Annotated in this window: 18 protein-coding genes and 1 pseudogene; 9 read left to right on the forward strand and 10 right to left on the reverse strand. The window is 69.6% G+C overall.

What is annotated here, in order from left to right; translation table 11 throughout:
- The first annotated feature begins 61 nt into the window (after window positions 1-61).
- From HNP73_RS02665 to cls, 4 genes are all read left to right on the forward strand, one after another.
- A complete protein-coding gene (locus HNP73_RS02665) occupies window positions 62-784 on the forward strand; it encodes an NYN domain-containing protein (protein WP_184146845.1) in 723 nt (240 codons plus the stop codon).
- A 107-nt stretch (window positions 785-891) separates the two neighbouring features.
- Entirely contained in the window at window positions 892-1,893 is a 1,002-nt protein-coding gene (locus HNP73_RS02670; RefSeq protein WP_184146847.1) for an FUSC family protein, read from the forward strand.
- Window positions 1,894-1,978: 85 nt separating this feature from the next.
- On the forward strand, window positions 1,979-3,232 hold the full coding sequence (locus HNP73_RS02675; RefSeq protein WP_184146849.1) for an MFS transporter: 1,254 nt from the start codon (window positions 1,979-1,981) through the stop codon (window positions 3,230-3,232).
- Window positions 3,233-3,330: 98 nt separating this feature from the next.
- On the forward strand, window positions 3,331-4,773 hold the full coding sequence (cls, locus tag HNP73_RS02680) for a cardiolipin synthase (protein ID WP_184146851.1): 1,443 nt from the start codon (window positions 3,331-3,333) through the stop codon (window positions 4,771-4,773).
- 29 nt (window positions 4,774-4,802) lie between these two features.
- On the opposite strand, the gene HNP73_RS02685 is transcribed toward cls, so the two are convergent.
- From HNP73_RS02685 to rplU, 7 genes and pseudogenes are all read right to left on the reverse strand, one after another.
- On the reverse strand, window positions 4,803-6,284 hold the full coding sequence (locus tag HNP73_RS02685) for a sulfatase family protein (RefSeq protein WP_184146853.1): 1,482 nt from the start codon (window positions 6,282-6,284) through the stop codon (window positions 4,803-4,805).
- A gap of 69 nt (window positions 6,285-6,353) precedes the next feature.
- The gene (locus HNP73_RS02690; RefSeq protein WP_184146855.1) at window positions 6,354-7,619 is read right to left on the reverse strand and encodes a glutamate-5-semialdehyde dehydrogenase; all 1,266 of its coding nucleotides are present in this window, start codon (window positions 7,617-7,619) and stop codon (window positions 6,354-6,356) included.
- A 17-nt stretch (window positions 7,620-7,636) separates the two neighbouring features.
- Window positions 7,637-8,806 carry a glutamate 5-kinase gene (proB, locus tag HNP73_RS02695; RefSeq protein WP_184146857.1) on the reverse strand — a complete coding sequence of 390 codons (1,170 nt, stop codon included), beginning with the start codon at window positions 8,804-8,806 and terminating at the stop codon, window positions 7,637-7,639.
- Window positions 8,794-9,831, reverse strand: coding sequence for a GTPase ObgE (obgE, locus tag HNP73_RS02700; protein ID WP_184146859.1), 1,038 nt, complete (start codon window positions 9,829-9,831; stop codon window positions 8,794-8,796). The genes proB and obgE overlap by 13 nt, the downstream gene beginning before the upstream one ends.
- Window positions 9,828-10,397 (reverse strand): GNAT family N-acetyltransferase, encoded by a 570-nt coding sequence (locus HNP73_RS02705; protein WP_184146861.1) that lies wholly within the window; start codon window positions 10,395-10,397, stop codon window positions 9,828-9,830. Before HNP73_RS02705 ends, obgE begins: the two co-directional genes overlap by 4 nt.
- 82 nt (window positions 10,398-10,479) lie before the next feature.
- Window positions 10,480-10,749 carry a 50S ribosomal protein L27 gene (gene rpmA / locus HNP73_RS02710; protein WP_184146863.1) on the reverse strand — a complete coding sequence of 90 codons (270 nt, stop codon included), beginning with the start codon at window positions 10,747-10,749 and terminating at the stop codon, window positions 10,480-10,482.
- 22 nt (window positions 10,750-10,771) lie between these two features.
- Window positions 10,772-11,158, reverse strand: a pseudogene (gene rplU / locus HNP73_RS02715) (50S ribosomal protein L21); the annotation flags it as partial.
- A gap of 336 nt (window positions 11,159-11,494) precedes the next feature.
- On the opposite strand from rplU, the gene ccmI reads away from it, so the two are divergent.
- From ccmI to HNP73_RS02730, 3 genes are all read left to right on the forward strand, one after another.
- Complete coding sequence (ccmI, locus tag HNP73_RS02720) at window positions 11,495-12,742, forward strand: c-type cytochrome biogenesis protein CcmI (protein WP_184146867.1); 1,248 nt, start codon at window positions 11,495-11,497, stop codon at window positions 12,740-12,742.
- Window positions 12,743-12,834: 92 nt separating this feature from the next.
- Window positions 12,835-13,272 carry a Holliday junction resolvase RuvX gene (gene ruvX, locus HNP73_RS02725; RefSeq protein WP_221288325.1) on the forward strand — a complete coding sequence of 146 codons (438 nt, stop codon included), beginning with the start codon at window positions 12,835-12,837 and terminating at the stop codon, window positions 13,270-13,272.
- A complete protein-coding gene (locus tag HNP73_RS02730) occupies window positions 13,265-13,498 on the forward strand; it encodes a DUF1289 domain-containing protein (protein ID WP_184146869.1) in 234 nt (77 codons plus the stop codon). The genes ruvX and HNP73_RS02730 overlap by 8 nt, the downstream gene beginning before the upstream one ends.
- Window positions 13,499-13,637: 139 nt before the next feature.
- Here HNP73_RS02730 and HNP73_RS02735 read toward each other — a convergent pair whose 3' ends face one another.
- Window positions 13,638-14,642 (reverse strand): substrate-binding domain-containing protein, encoded by a 1,005-nt coding sequence (locus HNP73_RS02735; protein WP_184146871.1) that lies wholly within the window; start codon window positions 14,640-14,642, stop codon window positions 13,638-13,640.
- A gap of 232 nt (window positions 14,643-14,874) precedes the next feature.
- On the opposite strand from HNP73_RS02735, the gene HNP73_RS02740 reads away from it, so the two are divergent.
- Together HNP73_RS02740 and HNP73_RS02745 are read left to right on the forward strand one after the other, a co-directional pair.
- Window positions 14,875-15,615 (forward strand): ATP-binding cassette domain-containing protein, encoded by a 741-nt coding sequence (locus HNP73_RS02740; protein WP_184146873.1) that lies wholly within the window; start codon window positions 14,875-14,877, stop codon window positions 15,613-15,615.
- Window positions 15,616-15,625: 10 nt separating this feature from the next.
- The gene (locus HNP73_RS02745; protein WP_184146875.1) at window positions 15,626-16,612 is read left to right on the forward strand and encodes an ABC transporter permease; all 987 of its coding nucleotides are present in this window, start codon (window positions 15,626-15,628) and stop codon (window positions 16,610-16,612) included.
- A 25-nt stretch (window positions 16,613-16,637) separates the two neighbouring features.
- Here HNP73_RS02745 and radC read toward each other — a convergent pair whose 3' ends face one another.
- Both radC and HNP73_RS23595 read right to left on the reverse strand, forming a co-directional pair.
- Window positions 16,638-17,435, reverse strand: coding sequence for a RadC family protein (gene radC / locus HNP73_RS02750; RefSeq protein WP_184146877.1), 798 nt, complete (start codon window positions 17,433-17,435; stop codon window positions 16,638-16,640).
- Window positions 17,436-17,875: 440 nt separating this feature from the next.
- Window positions 17,876-17,998 carry a hypothetical protein gene (locus HNP73_RS23595; protein ID WP_281379157.1) on the reverse strand — a complete coding sequence of 41 codons (123 nt, stop codon included), beginning with the start codon at window positions 17,996-17,998 and terminating at the stop codon, window positions 17,876-17,878.
- Between the last annotated feature and the right edge of the window lie 49 nt (window positions 17,999-18,047).

Genomic DNA, 18,047 nt, shown 5'->3' on the forward strand with positions numbered 1-18,047 from the left:
GGCCTTTCCCCCGGCCGCGCCCGGCTCTAGCCTCACATCCCTCTCAGGAGGAGTCGCGACGATGGCCGACCGCCCGCCCCGCCTCGCCGTACTGATCGACGCGGACAACACGTCGCCGAAAGTGGCTGACGCGCTTTTCGAGGAGGTGGCGAAGATCGGCGAGGCGAGCCTGCGCCGGATTTACGGCGACTTCTCGAAGGGTCAGCAGGCGGGCTGGGAACGGGTGCTCGCCCGCCACGCCATCCTGCCCACCCAGCAGTTTGCCTATACGACCGGCAAGAACTCGACCGACATCACCCTCGTCATCGACGCCATGGACCTGCTGCATTCCGGCCGGTTCGAGGGCTTTTGCCTCGTGTCCTCGGACAGCGACTTCACCCGGCTGGCGGCGCGGGTGCGCGAACAGGGAATCGACGTCTTCGGCATCGGCCGGCAGACGACGCCCGAGAGCTTCCGGCAGGCCTGCACCCGGTTCATCTTCACGGAAAACCTCGTGCGCGGCCCCGGCGGCGAGCCCGAGGCCTCCGCGGTGCAGCGGCCCGCCGGGGAGGCGGCCGTCCTCATCGAACGGGCGCTCGAGCAGATGGAGGAGGACGCCGATGGCTGGTATCAGCTCGGCGCCGTCGGTCAGCGCCTGCAGAACCTGTCGCCGGAGTTCGACACCCGCACCTTCGGGCAGGGCAAGCTTTCGGGGCTCGTCGAGGCCACCGGGCGCTTCGAGATCAGCCGAGAGGGCGCGCATGTCCGCCTGCGGCCACGGCAGAGACGCACCGGCAGAAGCTGAAGGCTGAAGGCGGAAGGCAAAAGGCGGAAGGCAGGGCCTTTCAGGGGCTTGCGACGAGCGGTCAAGGTGGTTTTCCTGCCGCGGCCCCGGCGGCAACGGAGTGATGAGTGGAACAACTGGCGGGACGGGTGGCGGGTCGGCTGCGGGCGGCGTTGGGCGATGCGGTGGTGGCGACGCTCGCCTCCGCCGTCGCCTGGGAGCTGTCGAAGATCCTGTTCGGTCATCCGCACCCGGTCTTCGCCGCGGTCACCGCGATCGTCTGCCTTGCCCCCGGCCTGCCGAGCCACGCGCGGCAGGCGGTCGGCGTCTTCACTGGCGTGGTGACCGGCGTCCTCGTCGGCGGGCTGGCGCTCTACCTGCCTGACACCATCCCGACGCTCAGGGTCGCCGCGGCGACCTTTGGAGCGATCATGATCGCCACCGCCTATGGCCAGCCGCCGGTGGTGCCGATCCAGGCCGGTGTTTCCGCGGTCCTCGTGCTCGCGCTGGGGGCGGAGTACGCCGGCACGGTGCGGCTGCTCGATGTGGCCTGCGGCGCCGGCGTCGGACTGCTCTTCAGTCAGGTCCTGTTCACGCCCGATCCGGTCAAGCAGCTTCGGGCCGGCGAGCGGGCCTTGCTCGGTGCCATTGACGCGGCCTTCGGGCAGGCCGCGGCGGCGGTGGCGGCGGACGATCAGGCCAAGGCGCAGGCGGCGCTGCGGCGGTTCTCCGACGCGCACGCCGCCCTCGCCGGCCTCTCCATCAGCATCGACAACGCCCGGGTCGCGGCCACCTGGTCGGTTCGCGGACGCCTGAAACGTCGGGATCTGCGCGTCGTTGCCGGCCGCGTCGCGCGGCGATCGACGCGGGCCTATGCGGCGGCACTGCTCTTCGGCTCGGCCCTCGCCACGGCGATGCAGCGCCGGCCCGGGGCCTGTCCGAAGATGGTCGCGCCGGGGATTGCCGCCGCGATCCGCCTTTGTGATCTGGACGTGCCCATCGGAATCGTTCCGGTCCTGCCGCTCGCGGGGGTGGACGATGACTGGCGCCGCGTCCTCGTGCGGCTCTCGGAGTCGATGGAATCGATCCGCGAATTTCGCAAGGCCACGCTGCCCGATCGCGTTTCGTGATGGCCGACCGCACCGATTGTGCTTTGACGTCAGTCGATGGTGAGCGCAGCATCACCATCCATTTCCGCGTGCGAGTCCTTCGACAATGTCCTTTCCAAAGACCGCTGCCGCGCCCCGCCTCCTGACCCCGCTCCTCGTGGCGAGCTGCATCATTCTGCTCGTCGGGTTCGGCGTCCGGGCGAGCTTCGGGGTGTTCCAGCTGCCGATCCGGGACGCCTTCGGGTGGCCGAGGGCGGATTTCTCGCTGGCGATCGCCATCCAGAACCTCGCCTGGGGCATCGGCCAGCCGATCTTCAGCGCCATCGCCGAACGCTTCGGAGACCGGCGGGCCATCGCGCTCGGCGTGCTGTTCTACGCGGCCGGTCTCGTGCTCTCGGCGAACGCGGTGACGCCGGAGGGCCACCAGCTTCTCAACATCCTGATCGGCTTCGGTGTCGCGGGCACCGGTTTTGGCGTCATTCTCGCGATCGTCGGCCGCGCCGCCACGCCGGAGCGGCGCTCGCTCACCCTCGGCATCGCCACGGCCGCCGGCTCCGCCGGTCAGGTGGTCGGCCCGCCGCTCGCCGAGGCGCTGCTCGGTGTCATGCCGTGGAACCACGTCTTCCTGGTCTTCGCGCTGCTCATCATCGCGGTCCTCGTGCTGCTGCCGTTCATCTCGGGCCCGACCCGCGCGCCGGTGCAGACCAGTGACGAGGGGATGGGTGTGATCGTCGGCCGCGCGATCCGCGATCCGTCGTTCATCCTGCTCTTCCTCGGGTTCTTCTCCTGCGGCTACCAGCTCGGCTTCATCACCGCGCACTTCCCGGCGTTCGTGACCGAGGTCTGCTCGCCGATCCCGGCGAACGGCGTGCTCGCGGCACTCGGCATCACCACCACCTCGGCGCTCGGGGCGGTGGCGATCGCGGTTATCGGCATGGCGAACATCGCGGGCACACTCACCGCCGGTGCGCTGGGCGCGCGCTATCGCAAGAAGTACCTGCTCGCGCAGATTTATCTTGCCCGCACCATCATCGCGTCCGCGTTCATCCTCGCGCCGATGACGCCGGGAAGCGTGCTGCTCTTCTCCGCGCTGATGGGGGCGCTCTGGCTTGCCACGGTGCCGCTGACCTCCGGCATCGTCGCCGAGATCTGGGGCATCCGCTACATGGGCACGCTCTACGGGCTGGTGTTTCTCAGCCACCAGATCGGCGGCTTTCTCGGAGTCTGGCTCGGCGGCAGGCTTTACGACATCTACGGCAGCTACACGCTGGTCTGGTGGATCGGCATCGGTGTCGGCGCGTTCTCGGTGCTCGTGCACCTGCCGATCCGTGAACGACCGGCGGGGCTCCAGCCGGCCTGACGCCTCAGGGCCACACAACGGCGGCGCTCACGGCTTCAGGGGTTGCCGCGTTGGCGCGGGCAGGCGAGGTTCAGGGGGCTCACCTGCCGGAGACCCCAATGGATCTGCTTCCCCACGGCTGGTTGCTCATCGCGCTGCATGTGATGGCACAGCTCGTCTTCATCGCGCGCGCCATCCTCTGGCCGCACCGCGAGCCGGCGGCGCGGATGGCCTGGATCACCGTGATCATGGTGACCTCGGTCGTCGGGATGCTGGCCTACGTGCTGTTCGGCGAGCCGAACATAGGCCGGCGGCGTCTCGCCCGGCTGGAAGAAGCGGATGACAAGCTGCCGCCGCCCGACGAGGTCGGATGCGAAAAGCGCCTCGTGCTGCCCGAGCGGCCGGCGGTGCTGTTCCGGGTCGGCACCTCGATCAGCGGCTTCGAGCCGGTTCCGGGCAACCGGGCGCAGCTCATGGCGAGTTCGGACGCCGGGATAGACCAGATGGTTGCCGACATCGACGCCGCGCGCGAGACCGTGCACCTTCTCTTCTACATCTGGCTGCCCGACAACAACGGCCGGAAGGTTGCCGAGGCCGTGATGCGGGCGGCGGCGCGCGGTGTCACCTGCCGGGCGATGGCCGACGCGCTGGGCTCGCGCCTGCTGATCAACTCCGTGTACTGGGGCGCGATGCGCGACGCGGGCGTCGACGTGGCCCGCGCACTGCCCATCGGCTTCCTGCCGGTGCAGCCGCTGCGTGGCCGGATCGACATGCGCAACCACCGCAAGATCGTGGTGATCGACAATCGCATCACCTACTGCGGCAGCCAGAACTGCGCCGACCCGGAGTTCCGCATCAAGCCGAAGTACGCGCCGTGGGTCGACATCCTCGTCCGCCTCGAAGGCCCGATCGTGCGGCAGCAGCAGCGGCTCTTCGCCGTGGACTGGATGGCGCACCGGCGCGAGGACGACCTGTCGGACCTCGTGCGCGCGCCGCTGCCGCCGGCGGAAGACGGCTTCGTCGCGCAGGCGGTGGCGAGCGGGCCGACGGTGCGCTACTCGGCGATGCCGGAGATGTTCGAGGCGCTGATGTACGCCGCGCGCGACGAACTGGTGGTGACAACGCCCTACTACGTGCCGGACGAACCGATCCAGGCGGCGCTCTGCGCCAGCGCAAGGCGTGGCGTCAGGACGAAGATCATCTTCCCCCAGCGCAACGACAGCTGGATCGTGGCTGCGGCGAGCCGGAGCTACTACGAGGAGCTGCTCGATGCAGGCGTCGAGATCTACGAATACGTGGGCGGCCTGCTGCACGCCAAGACGCTGACGATGGATGGCGAGGTGACGCTGATCGGCTCGGCGAACATCGACCGCCGCAGCTTCGACCTGAACTTCGAGAACAACATCCTGATCGCCGACCGGGAAATGACCGGCACGATCCGCGAGCGGCAGGCGGTCTATCTCGCGTCCTCGCGCCGGGTGAACGCCACCGTGGTGGCCGAATGGGACATTCGCCACCGCCTCTGGAACAACGCGGTGGCGATGTTCGGCCCGGTGCTCTGAGGCGCCGTGCTCTGAGGCCGTGCTCTGAGCTAGTACGGCCCGGTCCGGCGCGGCCCCGGCTCGCAGACCCGCATCAGCGCGTCGAAGGCCCGCGCCGTCAGATCGGAGCGCAGCGCGGCGCTGGCCGGATCGTCCCAGAGGTCGGTGAATTCGGATGGGTCGGCCTCGAGGTCATAGAGTTCGCCGGTTCCGTGGCTGTGGTAGACACTGAGCTTGTGTCGCCCGTCGAAGTACATGCTGGCGCGGGTGTGGCGTGCGTCCGGCATCCCGAGGGCGTCGAAGTACTCGCAGAGCACATAGGGCTTGTGGGCGTCGGCCGGCACGGTGCCGGTCAGGAGCGGCCAGAGCGACTTGCCCTGCATCCCCTCGCCTTCCGGCAGCCCCGCCGCGCCAAGGATCGTCTGGGGGATGTCGACCAGCTCCACCAGTGCGTCGGAGACGACACCCTCGCGCACGTAGCCCGGCCAGGAGAAGATCATCGGCACCCGCACCAGCCCCTCGTAGAACCGGGCGCCCTTGTAGATGAGGCCGTGGTCGCCCAGCATCTCGCCGTGGTCGCTCATGAAGAGGACGAGCGTGTCCCGACGCTGCCCCGTCTCGTCGAGCACGCCCATTAGATCGCCCACCATGTCGTCGATGAGCGCGATCATCGCGTGGTAGCAGGCGCGCACCTGCTTGCCGTCCCAGGTTTCGGGCGGTGTGTCGTGGGTCGCCCCCTCGGGCCGCGGGGCGGGCGGCTCATAGAGATCGGAGTCCGGGTCGCCACGCCGGGGGTCGACCGCCACGCGCGACTGCTGGTCGATCTCAAAGAGGCGCCTCTGGTGGTCGAGATCGGATGGCGCGAAGACCGGCCCGGGCATCGCGGCCCGGTCGAAACGGGCGAGGTAGTCCGCCGGCGGATCGAACGGCGGATGCGGATCGAAGAGGTTGATCGAGAGGAACCACGGCCGATCGGCGTGCGCCCGCATGAAACGCTTCGCCCGGTCGCCCGCCCACGTGGTCTGGTGCACGTCCGCATCGACGCCAGGCCCGATGGTGCGGCCCGGATCGTAGATCGCCGTCGCGTCGACGCCGCGCTCGGCCAGCCAGTCCTGATAGTCGTGCCCCGTCTCCCAGTCCGGGTCCGGGTGGTGGCTCCAGTAGAATTCATCGTAGCCGTCGTCAGCCGGGCGCGTTTCGACCACGCCCTGCGCCCGCGAGAGATGCAGCTTGCCGATGAGGCCCGTCCGGTAGCCGGCGTCACGAAAGATGCGCGGCACCAGCACGATGTCGCCCGGAAAGCCGATGTTGCCGTTCCGCTGGACGCCCGTGGCGATCGGGTACTTGCCGCTCAGGAACGAAGCCCGGCTCGGCGTACAGATCGGGCTCTGGCAGTAGGCGCGGTCGAACGCCGTGCCCTCGGCGGCCAGCCGGTCGATCGCGGGCGTTCGCGCGCCCGGATGGCCGAGGAAGGAGAGGGTGTCCCAGCGTTGCTGGTCGGTACAGATCCAGAGAATGTTCGGCTGTGTCATGAGCTTGCCTGCCAGTCGGGGGGATTGCCCGAGCCTCCCCGACCGGCCGCCCGAACGCAAACGGAAAGCTCAGCCGCGAATGGCGCCGTCGCCCTCGACGAGATACTTGAAGCTCGTGAGCTGCTCGGCACCGACCGGCCCGCGGGCGTGGAGCTTGCCCGTGGCGATGCCAATTTCCGCCCCCATGCCGAACTCGCCGCCGTCGGCGAACTGCGTCGAGGCGTTGCGCATCAGGATCGCGCTGTCGAGCCGCTGGAAGAAGCGTGCCGCCGCCGCGTCGTCCTCGGTCAGGATGCAGTCGGTGTGGTTCGAGCCGTAGCGGCGGATGTGGGCGATCGCGCCGTCAACGCCGTCGACGAGCTTCGCCGCGATGATCATGTCGAGGAACTCGTGGCCCCAGTCCTCCGGCCCCGCCGGCACCACACCGGGCAGAGCGAGCAGCGTGTCGTCGCCCCTCACCTCGACACCGGCGTCCACCAGATCGGTGACGAAGGGCGCGCCCTCGGCCTCGAAGAACGCCCGGTCGATCAGCAGGCACTCGGCGGCGCCGCAGATCCCCGTGCGCCGGGTCTTGGCGTTCAGGATGACCTTGCGCGCCCTGGCGAGATCGGCGGCCTTGTCCACGTAGATGTGGACGATGCCTTCGAGGTGGGCGAAGACCGGTACGCGCGCGTCGGCCTGCACCCGGCCGACGAGGCTCTTGCCGCCCCGGGGCACGATGACGTCGATGTAGCGCGTCATGGTCAGCATCTCGCCCACCGCGGCGCGGTCAGTGGTCGGCACGAGCTGGATCGCCGCTTCGGGCAGGCCTGCGGCGCGGAGCCCGGCGACGAGCCCGGCGTGGATCACCGTCGACGAGCGCAGGCTCTCAGAGCCGCCGCGCAGGATCGCGGCGTTGCCGGCCTTCAGGCAGAGGGCGCCCGCGTCGGCGGTGACATTGGGCCGGCTCTCGAAGATCACGCCGATGACGCCGATGGGCGTGCGCACCCGGCGGATGCGGAGGCCGGTCGGCCGGTCCCACTCGGCGATGACCGCGCCCACGGGATCGGGCTGGCCGGCGATCGAGCGCAGGCCCTCGACCATGCCGCGCACCCGGCCCTCGTCAAGCTTCAGCCGGTCCAGCATCGCGCCGCCGAGGCCCTTCGCCTCAGCCGCCGCCATGTCCTCGGCATTGGCGGCGAGCAGCGTGGCACGGTCCGCCCAGATCGCGTCCGCCGCAGCGCGCAGCGCCGCATCCTTCTGCTCCGACGGGGCGAACGCCAGCTCCGCCGCGGCATCCCGCGCCGCCTCGCCGATCCCCTGCATCAGGGTTGCGATATCGGGCCGTGCGTCCATCTCGTCCGTCCTCCTTCTCAGAGCGCCAGGTCGTCCCGGTGCACGAGCGCCGCGCGCCCGACGTAGCCGAGGATCCCGGCGATCTCATCGCTCCGGTGTCCCATGATCCGGCGCGCATCCGTTGCATCGTAGCCCGCGAGCCCCTTGGCGATCACCGCACCTTCGGGACCAACCACCGAGACCGGGTCACCGCGGGAGAACGTGCCCTCCACCTCGACGACCCCGGCGGGCAGGAGCGACTTGCCGCGGCCGAGCGCCGCCACCGCGCCGGCGTCGACCCGGAGCTTGCCGCGGGGCTTCATGCCGGAGATCCAGCGCTTGCGGGCCGCGTGCGGATCGCCGTCCGGCACGAACCAGGTGCAGGCCGCGCCGTCGCGCAGCGCCTTCAGCGGCCGCGGCACGGCGCCGAAGGTAATCGCCATGGCACAGCCCGCGCGGGTCGCGACGCGGGCGGCGATGAGCTTGGTCTTCATCCCGCCCTTCGACAGCGCCGAGCCGGTGCCGCCCGCCATCGCCTCGATCTCGGGGGTGATCGCCCCGACGACCTCGAGCCGTCGGGCGGTCGCATCCTCGCGCGGGTTCGCGGTGTAGAGGCCATCGACATCGGAGAGCAGCACGAGCACGTCCGCGCCCGCCATGCTCGCCACCTGCGCCCCCAGCCGGTCGTTGTCGCCGTAACGGATCTCGTCGGTGGCGACGGTGTCGTTCTCGTTGACGATCGGCACCACCCCGAGGTCGAGCAGCGTGCCGAGGGTGCGGCGCGAGTTGAGGTAGCGCCGGCGGCTCTCGCTGTCCTCGAGGGTGACGAGCACCTGCGCCGTGGTGATGCCGTGGGGCGCGAGCACCGTCTCATAGGCGCGCGCCAGCCGGATTTGCCCGACGGCGGCGGCGGCCTGACTCTGCTCGAGTGCCAGCTCGCGCGGCGGCAGGCCGAGGACGCGGCGCCCCAGCGCGATCGAGCCCGACGAGACCAGCACCACCTGCTTGCCCTCGGCGCGCAGCGCCGCGACATCGGCGGCGAGTTCCTCGAGCCAGCCGACCCGGAGCAACCCGGTCTCGGCGTTGACGAGCAGCGCCGAGCCGATCTTCACCACGATCCGCTTCGCCGCGGCAAGGCGGGCGGCGGATTCGACCGCCGCGCTCTGGCTGACGGGCCGTTCGCTGACGGGCTCGCTCAGGGGCGCCATGTGCCGACCTCACGGTCTTCCGCGGCGGCCACGACGCGCGCGGCGTCGATCTCGGCCCGGACGGCCCGGAGCATTTCCTGCACCCCGAGGCCTGTGGCGCCGGAGAGGCGGTGGACGGTGAGCCCGCTCACCTCGGCGAGGATCTCGGCCGCCGCTTCCGCGTCCTCGGGGGAGAGCGCGTCGACCTTGTTCAGCCCGAGCAGCCGCGGCTTCTCGGCCAGCCCCTCGCCGTAGGCCTCGAGTTCGCCGAGGATCACCTCATAGTCCTCGGCCAGCGTCTCGGACGTGCCGTCCACGAGATGGATCAGGACGGCGCAGCGCTCCACGTGGCCGAGGAAGGTGTCACCGAGGCCCCGCCCCTCGCTCGCGCCCTCGATCAGGCCGGGGATGTCGGCGAGGACGAATTCCGTCCCGTCGATCCCGACCACGCCGAGCCCGGGGTGCAGCGTGGTGAAGGGATAATCCGCCACCTTCGGCCGCGCGTTGGTGGTCGCCGCGAGGAACGTCGACTTGCCGGCGTTCGGCAACCCGACGAGGCCGGCGTCGGCAATGAGCTTCAGCCGCAGCCAGAGCGTGCGCTCGACCCCCTCCAGCCCGGGATTGGCGTTGCGCGGCGCCTGATTGGTCGACGTCTTGAAATGCAGGTTGCCCCAGCCGCCGTTGCCACCGCGCGCGAGCAGCACACGTTCTCCGACGCGGGTCAGGTCGGCGACCAGCGTCTCGCCGTCGTCGTCGAGGATCTCGGTCCCCACGGGCACCTTCAGCACCACGTCGTCGGCGGACTTGCCGGTGCGCTGCTTGCCCATGCCGGGCTGACCGTTCTTCGCGAAGAAGTGCTGCTGATAGCGGTAGTCGATGAGCGTGTTGAGCCCGTCGACCGCCTCGGCCCAGACGTCACCGCCCTTGCCGCCGTCGCCGCCGTCCGGCCCGCCGAACTCGACGAACTTCTCGCGGCGAAAGCTGACGCAGCCGCGGCCGCCGGCCCCGGAGCGGATCTCCACCCGCGCGTGGTCGAGAAACTTCATTTTCCGTGTCCCAGAAGGTGACGATAGCGGAAGGTCGGGACCATCGCCATTCGCGCCAGCCCGTGCACCTCGCCCTCGCCTGTGTATTCGAACCCCGCCCGGGTCAGCACCCTGACCGAGGCGGTGTTGTCCTGGATCACTTCGGCGTTCAGCGCGTGCCAGCCGGTCGCCCGCGCCCAGTTGACGACGGCCTCGACCGCCTCGCTCGCGAGGCCGGTGCCCCAGAACGCCGGCGCGAGCCAGTAGTTGATCTCCGCCTCGTCGCCGGCGCCACGCGTCAGCCGCACGACCCCGAGCAGCCCGTTCTCGTCATCGGCCCCGGCGTCGATCGCCCAGACGATGTCCTTCGCGCTCGGCAGCATCGCGCGCTCCACGAAGGCGTCGGCCTGCCCGGGCGGATAGGGGTGCGGGATCGTCGCGGTCATCCACGCGACACGGCGGTCGCTGGCGTAGAGCGAGATCAGCGCGGCGTCACGCCGCCGGAGCGGTCTGAGGCGCAGGCGCGGCGTGACAATCTCGGAAGGACCGAGCCCGGCGAGTGAGGTGGTGCGGATGTCGTCCGACATGGGAAGAAGCCTCGGAGGAACGCAAAAAGGCCGGCGCTGCCGCCGGCCTTTTCGACAAGTCGTTGCCGAAGGGCGTGCAGCGTTACTCCGCGGCCTCGGCCCGCGGAAGCACCGAGATGAACGTCCGTCCCTTGAAGCCGGTGACGAAGCTCACGTTGCCGGTCTCGGTGGCGAAGATCGTGTGGTCGCGGCCCATGCCGACACCGTTGCCCGGCCACCACTTGGTGCCGCGCTGCCGCACCAGGATGTTCCCCGGGATGACCGCCTCGCCACCGAACTTCTTCACGCCGAGCCGCCGGCCCTTGCTGTCGCGGCCGTTCCTGGACGAACCGCCTGCCTTTTTATGTGCCATCTCTCGGACCTCCTCAGAGCGCCGGCGCGGCCACGGCGTCGGCCGGAGCCGCTGCCTCAGCCTTCGTTTCGGCCTTCGCCTTGGCAGCCTTCTTGCCGCCGGCGGAAATGTCGGTGATGCGGACGCGCGTCAGGTACTGACGATGGCCGCGCTTGCGCTGGGACGAGTGCTTGCGGCGGCGCTTCTTGAAGGAGATGACCTTCTCGCCGCGGTACTGCTCCAGCACCTCCGCGGTGACGGTGGCGCCGGCCACGAAGGGCGCGCCCACCTGCACCGCGTCACCGCCGAGCATCAGCACTTCGGAAAACTCGACGGTCTCGCCGGCGTCCGCCGCCAGCTTTTCCACCGTGAGGATCTGGTTCGGGGCGACCCGGTACTGCTTGCCGCCCGTCTTGACTACCGCGAACATCCGCGTTCTTCCTTTTCTCGTCCCGCGTCCTGCGGCCCCGGGGATGCCCGGCGTTTCGCGGAGCCTGTCGCTCCGCGCCTCGAACAGCGCGCTCTGGTTCATGAGCATTGCTTCCACACGCGGATTCCCCGCGCGGGAGCAGGGTATATCGCCAAGACGCCGCCGACTGTCAAGCGGACTCGCGCGGACCTCCTGCGTCAGCACGCCTCGGGCGAGTGTCATCCTCGCGCGGGCGTCATCGCCGACCGGGGGCCGACGCATTGTGCCGCGCCGGCCGAGAAGTTAGGGTCCGCGCCGGCGTTCTGGAGCCGCTGGCATTCTCGAAGGAAATCGGACGTGGCGCAGGAGTTGGTGTTCTGGGGGATCGCGGCGGCCGGGCTCGTGCTCGCGCTCGGCCTCGTCCTCGCGCCGCTCTGGCGCGGCGCGGTGCGGGCCGAGCGTCGGGCGAGCTATGATCTGCAGGTTCACCGCGACCAGTTGCGCGAGGTCGACGCCGATCTCGCCCGCGGTGTCCTGACCCCCGCCGAGGCCGAGGCGAGCCGCGTCGAGATCTCGCGCCGCCTGATCGCCGCCGCCGACGCCGAGGCCCGCGAGGCCGATGCCGCAAGCGCCCCGCGCGGACTGACCCGGCGCGCGGTTCCGGTCCTCGCCCTCTGCGTCGCCCTCATCGGACTTGGCCTCTACGGCTGGCTCGGCGCGCCCGGTCTGCCCGACCAGCCGCTCGCCCAGCGCACCGCCGACGCCGCAGCCGCCCGGGCGAACCGCCCGACCCAGGCCGCAGCCGAAGCGATGGTCGCGGAGCGCACGCCCGCGGAGGCACCCCCCGCGCCGGCCCCGGCGGACGCCGAGCTCATCAGCAAGCTCGAGCAGGTGCTGAAGGACCGTCCCGACGATCTGCAGGGCTACCGGCTCCTCGCCCGCAGCCTCGCCTCGCTCGGCCGCTGGCCGGAAGCGCGTGTGGCGCAGGAGCGCGTGGTGGCACTGCTCGGCGACAAGGCGACCGCGGACGATCTCGTCGATCTCGCCGAGGCACAGGTGCTGGCGACGAACGGCTATGTCTCCCCCGAGGCCGAGGCGGTGCTCGGACGGGCGCTTCGCCTCGCGCCGGATCACCCGGTGGCACGCTACTATTCCGCTCTCGCGCTGCTCGGCGCCGGCCGCGCCGATCTCGCGCTCACGATCTGGCAGCGGCTCGCCGAGCAGGGCCCCGAGGACGCCCCCTGGATGGCACCCACCCGCGCCGGGCTCGCTGAGGCCGCGCGGCAGCTTGGAATGGCCCCGCCCATGCCGGCCCTGCCCGGACCGACCGCTGACGACGTGCGTGCGGCGGAGGACCTCTCCACCGAGGCGCGCCAGTCGATGATCGAGACGATGGTGGCGCAGCTCTCCAGCCGGCTGGCGAGCGAGGGCGGGCCGGCGCCCGACTGGGCGCGGCTCATCCGTTCCCTCACCGTCCTCGGCCGGCACGAACAGGCGACGGCGGTTCTCGCCGAGGCGCGCCGGACCTTCGCGGCCGACGCAACCGGCCTCGCGCTCGTCGACGCGGCCGCGCGTGAGTCCGGCCTGCCCGCGACGACGCCGTGAGCGGATCCGTGGCCGGGAGCGGGCCAACGACAGGGGTGGTGTTCGCCGATCCGGCGGAGTTCGCCGTGGCGCTCGCGCCGGGGCGGGCGCTCATGGGGCTCGACCTCGGGACGAAGACGATCGGCGTCGCGGTCTCCGATACCGCCCGGCACGTGGCAAGCCCGCTCCAGACCGTGCGCCGCACGAAATTCAGCACCGATGCCGCCGCCCTCGCGACGCTGGTCGCCGCTCGGCAGATCGGCGGCATCGTCCTCGGCCTGCCGCGCAACATGGACGGAACCGAGGGGCCGCGGGCGCAGTCGACCCGCGCCTTCGCGCGCAACCTGACCGGGGTCATTCCGCTGCCGGTGACCTTCTGGGACGAGCGGCTTTCCACCGTCGCGGCCGAGCGGGCGCTTCTCGAGGCCGACGCCTCGCGGCGGCGCCGGGCCGAGGTGATCGACCACGTGGCGGCGGGCTTCATCCTGCAGGGACTGCTCGACCGGCTCGCGTGGCTCGACCGGGAGCACCGGAGGCCGGGCGATGAGTGACGAGATCTGGCGGCGCGACGAGATCGAAAGCCCCTGCGTCAAGATCTGCGTGATCGAGCCGGAAACGCGCCTCTGCCTCGGCTGCCACCGCTCCATCGACGAGATCGGCGCATGGTCGGCCATGACGCCCGAGGCCCGGCGCGCGGTGATCGCCGAGCTTCCCGCCCGCGCGGCGCGCGCGAAACCGGTCCGCCGCGGCGGCGCCGCCGGCCGGCGCTCGCGCTAGGCATCGCTGATCAGGAAAACGGCCGCCCGAGAGCGGCCGAGGTATCAAGTGGCGGGCCGGTCTGCGCCGGCCCTGCCCTTCCGGGCCTTCAGGCCCGGATCGTCGCATCGCGGGCCCGAAGGCCTGGACGGCGGGAGGGTCACATCTGGATGCAGGTGTCGGCGTTGTCCTTGGTGCACTCGTCGAGGCCGGTGTAGACCGGATCCTCCACGGCCTCGCCCTTGATGAGCTGGATCATCACGCCGGGCGCCTTGTAGCCCATCTCGAACGGCCGCTGGCCGACGAGCGCGGTGACGAGGCCCTCCTTGGCGATCGCCACTTCATCTCCGATGGTGTCGGCGGCGCCGATCACGAACTCGCCCGACGCGATCTTTTCGGCCAGCGGCCGGAAGAGGTCGCGGTACGGCTGCGGTGCGCCGAAGAGCGGCCAGCCGCCCATGATGCCGAAGGCGTCGAGGTCGGGGTTCGCGGCGAGAATGTCGGTCATCGCCTGCACGCCGCGCGCACCGTCGTCGTTGGTGAAGACCGGGCAGCCCGCCACCTCGGTCCAGCCGCCCGCATCGGCACTGCCGTCGAGGGCGGCGATGCCCTCCTTGCCCGAGAGCGCGTCCCGCATTCCCTGGGCGCGGCGCAGGATGTTGTCCGCCGCGGCGTTGCCCTGGATCGAGCAGATCTTGCCGCCGTCCGGCTTCTTCTCCTTGATGTACTCGCCGATGCGGAAGCCCATCTTGTAGTTGTCGGTGCCGAGATAGGTCTTGCGGAGCCCCGCGTCCTCGGCGCTGAGATCGGCATCGAGGGTCATCACCGGGATCGTCGGGTTGGCCGAGCGAATCGTCTGGGCGATGAGCGGCGCGTTCGACGGCGAGATGGCGATGGCGGCAGTGGTCGGCTTCGAGAGCATGTCCTGCACGATCTGCGCCTCGCCGGCCTCATCGGAAGTGGACGCAGGGCCGGTGTAGAAGCACTCGTACTCGGAGTCGGCGTTCTCGGTGTTCCACTTCTCGCAACCCTGATGGATTGCCTCGAAGAACGGGTTGTCGAGACCCTTCACCACAATCACGACTTGCTGCTTGTCGGCCGAGAGCGCCGGACCGGCACAGATGGCCATCGCCGCTCCGGCGGCGAGCAGGAGAGTTTTCCGCACGGCTTGTCCTCCCAGGATCGCGGAGAGTCTCTTCTCGGACCCTCCTGTCCCGCAGGCTAAGCCCCGGCATTCTGTTCCGTCAACGACTGTCGTCGTTAATCATAATAGCCCATGCGATTGACGCAGGCTTCGCCGATGGGCTATCCGGGAGTCTCGGGAGTTTCGGCCGGAAGAAGCCGTGAAAGGCGCCGTCCCAGCGCGGATGGGGCCCTCCCGCAGGGGGAGGATCAGGGTGGCCGTTCTCGAGCTCACCGACATTTCCAAGCACTTCGGAGCGATTCAGGCGGTAAACGGCGTCTCGCTCTCCATCGAACGCGGTGAGGCCGTGGGCCTGATGGGCGACAACGGCGCGGGAAAGTCCACGCTGGTCAAGATGATCGCCGGGAACTTCCTGCCGAGCTCCGGCACGATCCGCATCGACGGCAAGGAGGTCACGCTCCACAAGCCGGTCGAGGCGCGCCGCCACGGCATCGAGATCGTCCATCAGGACCTCGCGCTCTGCGACAATCTGACCGCCGCGGCCAACGTGTTTCTCGGGCGCGAGCGGCGGCGGCGGATCGGGCCGGTCAGCGTGCTCGATCACGCCGGTATGGCGAAACGGGCGGGCGAGCTGTTCCGGGATCTGAAGTCCGAGACCCGGCCGCGCGATCTCATCAGGCAGATGTCGGGCGGCCAGCGCCAGGCGGTGGCGATCGCGCGCACCATGCTCGCGGACGCCAAGCTCGTGCTGATGGACGAGCCGACGGCGGCGATCAGCGTCCGGCAGGTCGCCGAGGTCCTGAACCACATCAACCACCTGAAGGCGCAGGGCATCTCGGTCGTGCTGATCAGCCACCGCATGCCGGATGTCTTCGAGGTGACCGACCGGATCATCGTGCTGCGCCGCGGCCGCAAGGTTGCCGACAAGCGCACCGAGAACAGCTCGCCCGAAGAGATCACCGGTCTCATCACCGGCGCGATCGAGACGGTCTGAGGAGAGAGCCATGACCGTTTCCCTCGACGACGCGATCGCCCACAAGGAACACACCGCGCTCTCCCGGGTGCTGACGAGCCAGACCTTCTGGGTGCTGCTCGCGGTGCTCGCCGCCTGCGTGTTCCTCTCGTTCGCGACCGACAGCTTCGCGACCTCGAAGAACCTCTTCAACATCACCCGCAACGTCACCTTCACCGCGATCATCGCGCTCGGCATGACGCTCGTCATCATCACCGGGGGGATCGATCTCTCGGTGGGCTCGGTGCTCTGTCTCTGCTCCATGGTGGTCGCGGTGACCATGCACGCGGGCTACAACATCTACATCGGCATCGGCGCGTCGCTGCTCGTGGCCGTGATCGTGGGCGCGTTCAACGGCGTGCTGATCGCCTATTTCGGGTTTCCGCCCTTCGTGGTGACGCTCGGGATGCTGTCGATCGCCCGGAGCCTCGCCATGGTGCTGTCGAACAACACCGTGGTGTTCCAGTTCGGCCCGGACCACGACAAGCTGCTGGCGCTCGGCGGCGGGTCGATGTTCGGGATCGCCAATCCGGTGATCTACATGATCGTGCTGGCGCTCCTGACCGGCTTCGTGCTGCGCTGGACCCGGTTCGGACGCTACGTCTATGCGATCGGCGGCAACGAGAAGGCGGCCCGGCTGACCGGCGTGCCGGTCGAGATGATCAAGGTGGCGGTCTACGTCCTCTCGGCGCTGTCCGCCGGGGTCGCCGGCATCATCCAGACCGGATGGCTCGGCGCGGTGACGACGAACCTCGGGACCGGCATGGAGTTGCAGGTGATCGCTGCGGCGGTGATCGGCGGCGCGAACCTCGAGGGCGGCGTCGGCACGGCCCTCGGGGCGCTGGTCGGCGCGGCGCTGATCGAGATCATCCGCAACTCGCTCGGCCTGCTCGGGATCAACGCCTTCTGGCAGGGCACGTTCATCGGCGGTTTCATCATCGTCGCGGTGGCGTTCGACCGTATCCGGCAGCGGCGCTGAGCCCTGCCCCGGCCGCAGCCGGGCCTCAGATCAGGCCGTGGCTGCGAAACGAAAGCTCCTCGCCCTTTCCGACGATGACGTGGTCGTGCAGGACGACGCCGATCGCCTGACAAGCCACCTCGATCTGCCGGGTCATGGCGATGTCGGCCTGGCTCGGCGTCGGATCGCCCGACGGGTGGTTGTGGACGAGGATGATCGCCGACGCATTGAGCTCGAGCGCCCGCTTCGCCACCTCGCGCGGGTAGACCGGCACATGATCCACGGTGCCCTTGGCCTGCGGCTCGTCCGCGACCAGCACGTTTTTCCTGTCGAGGAACAGGATGCGGAACTGCTCGGTATCACGATAGGCCATGACCGTGCGGCAATAGGTCAGGAGATCGTCCCATGAGGCGAGCGCGCAGCGCTGGATCACCTTTGCACGTGCCATGCGATGAGCGATCGCCTCGACGATGCGAAGTTGCAGCCAGACCCGGAGGCTCGTGCCCTCCACCTGCAACAGGCGATGCTCCGAGGCGGCGACGACGCCGTTGAGATCGCCGAAGGTGGCGAGCAGGGTCTTTGCAAGCGGCTTCACGTCGATGCGGTCGATGGCATTGAACAGCACGAGTTCGAGCAGTTCGTATTCCGGCATCGCCGCGTGGCCGCCGGTGAGGAAACGTTGCCGCAGACGCTCGCGATGCCCCCAATAGTGCGGGCGCGGCGCCGGCGCCTGCCCGGCCGGCAGCCGGGCATAGATGTCGGGCGGCGGCAGGCGCAGCTCCATGTCACTGAGCCCCCGCAGTGCCTCCTCGGAAAAGCCGCTGGGCTCGGTCCTGTCGCTCATGATGGCCTCCGGATGCTGGCCGGACGGGAGGCTGGGGGAAAGCGGTTAAATGCGGATTAAGGCAGAGCGCCGCTCAGGGATTGATCGCCAGCGCGCGATGGACGGCGGGGACGGCGGACGCAGTCTACGCCGGCGGGCCGCAGTTCATGCCCTATCTGAACATCTCCGCCAAGAAATCTGTAATCATGGGATAAACCCAAAAGAAAAGCCGCCACGGCCAGAGGCCGTGGCGGAAGTGGCAGTGCGATTTCCGGATCAGGCGGACAGGCAGCATCCGCGCGGTCGCACCGCAGGCAGGCAGTCATTCAGGCGGGTGGTCCTGCCGCTCAGTCCGCCGTCTGGGGGGAGTAGAGCGGGAACCCAATCGTGAACTCAAATACAATTCAGGCGCGTGATGGAACCAATCGACGACTGTGGCAGGCGCGCCGCAGTGTGGCTGATCACATCAGCGCAGGCAGGCAGAAGCCCGCAAGGATCGTCACGCAAAGCGCGGCAAGACCGAGGGAATCGCGCACCAGGATCTCCGGATCGGCACGGAGCATGCGGCGGGCAGCGTCGAGCATCGTTCGTCCTCCTTGTGTTCCCTTATGTTCCGTTAATGTTCTCTGATTC

It is taken from the genome of Amaricoccus macauensis, from assembly GCF_014201905.1.
In the GTDB taxonomy this organism is placed as follows: Bacteria; Pseudomonadota; Alphaproteobacteria; order Rhodobacterales; family Rhodobacteraceae; genus Amaricoccus; species Amaricoccus macauensis.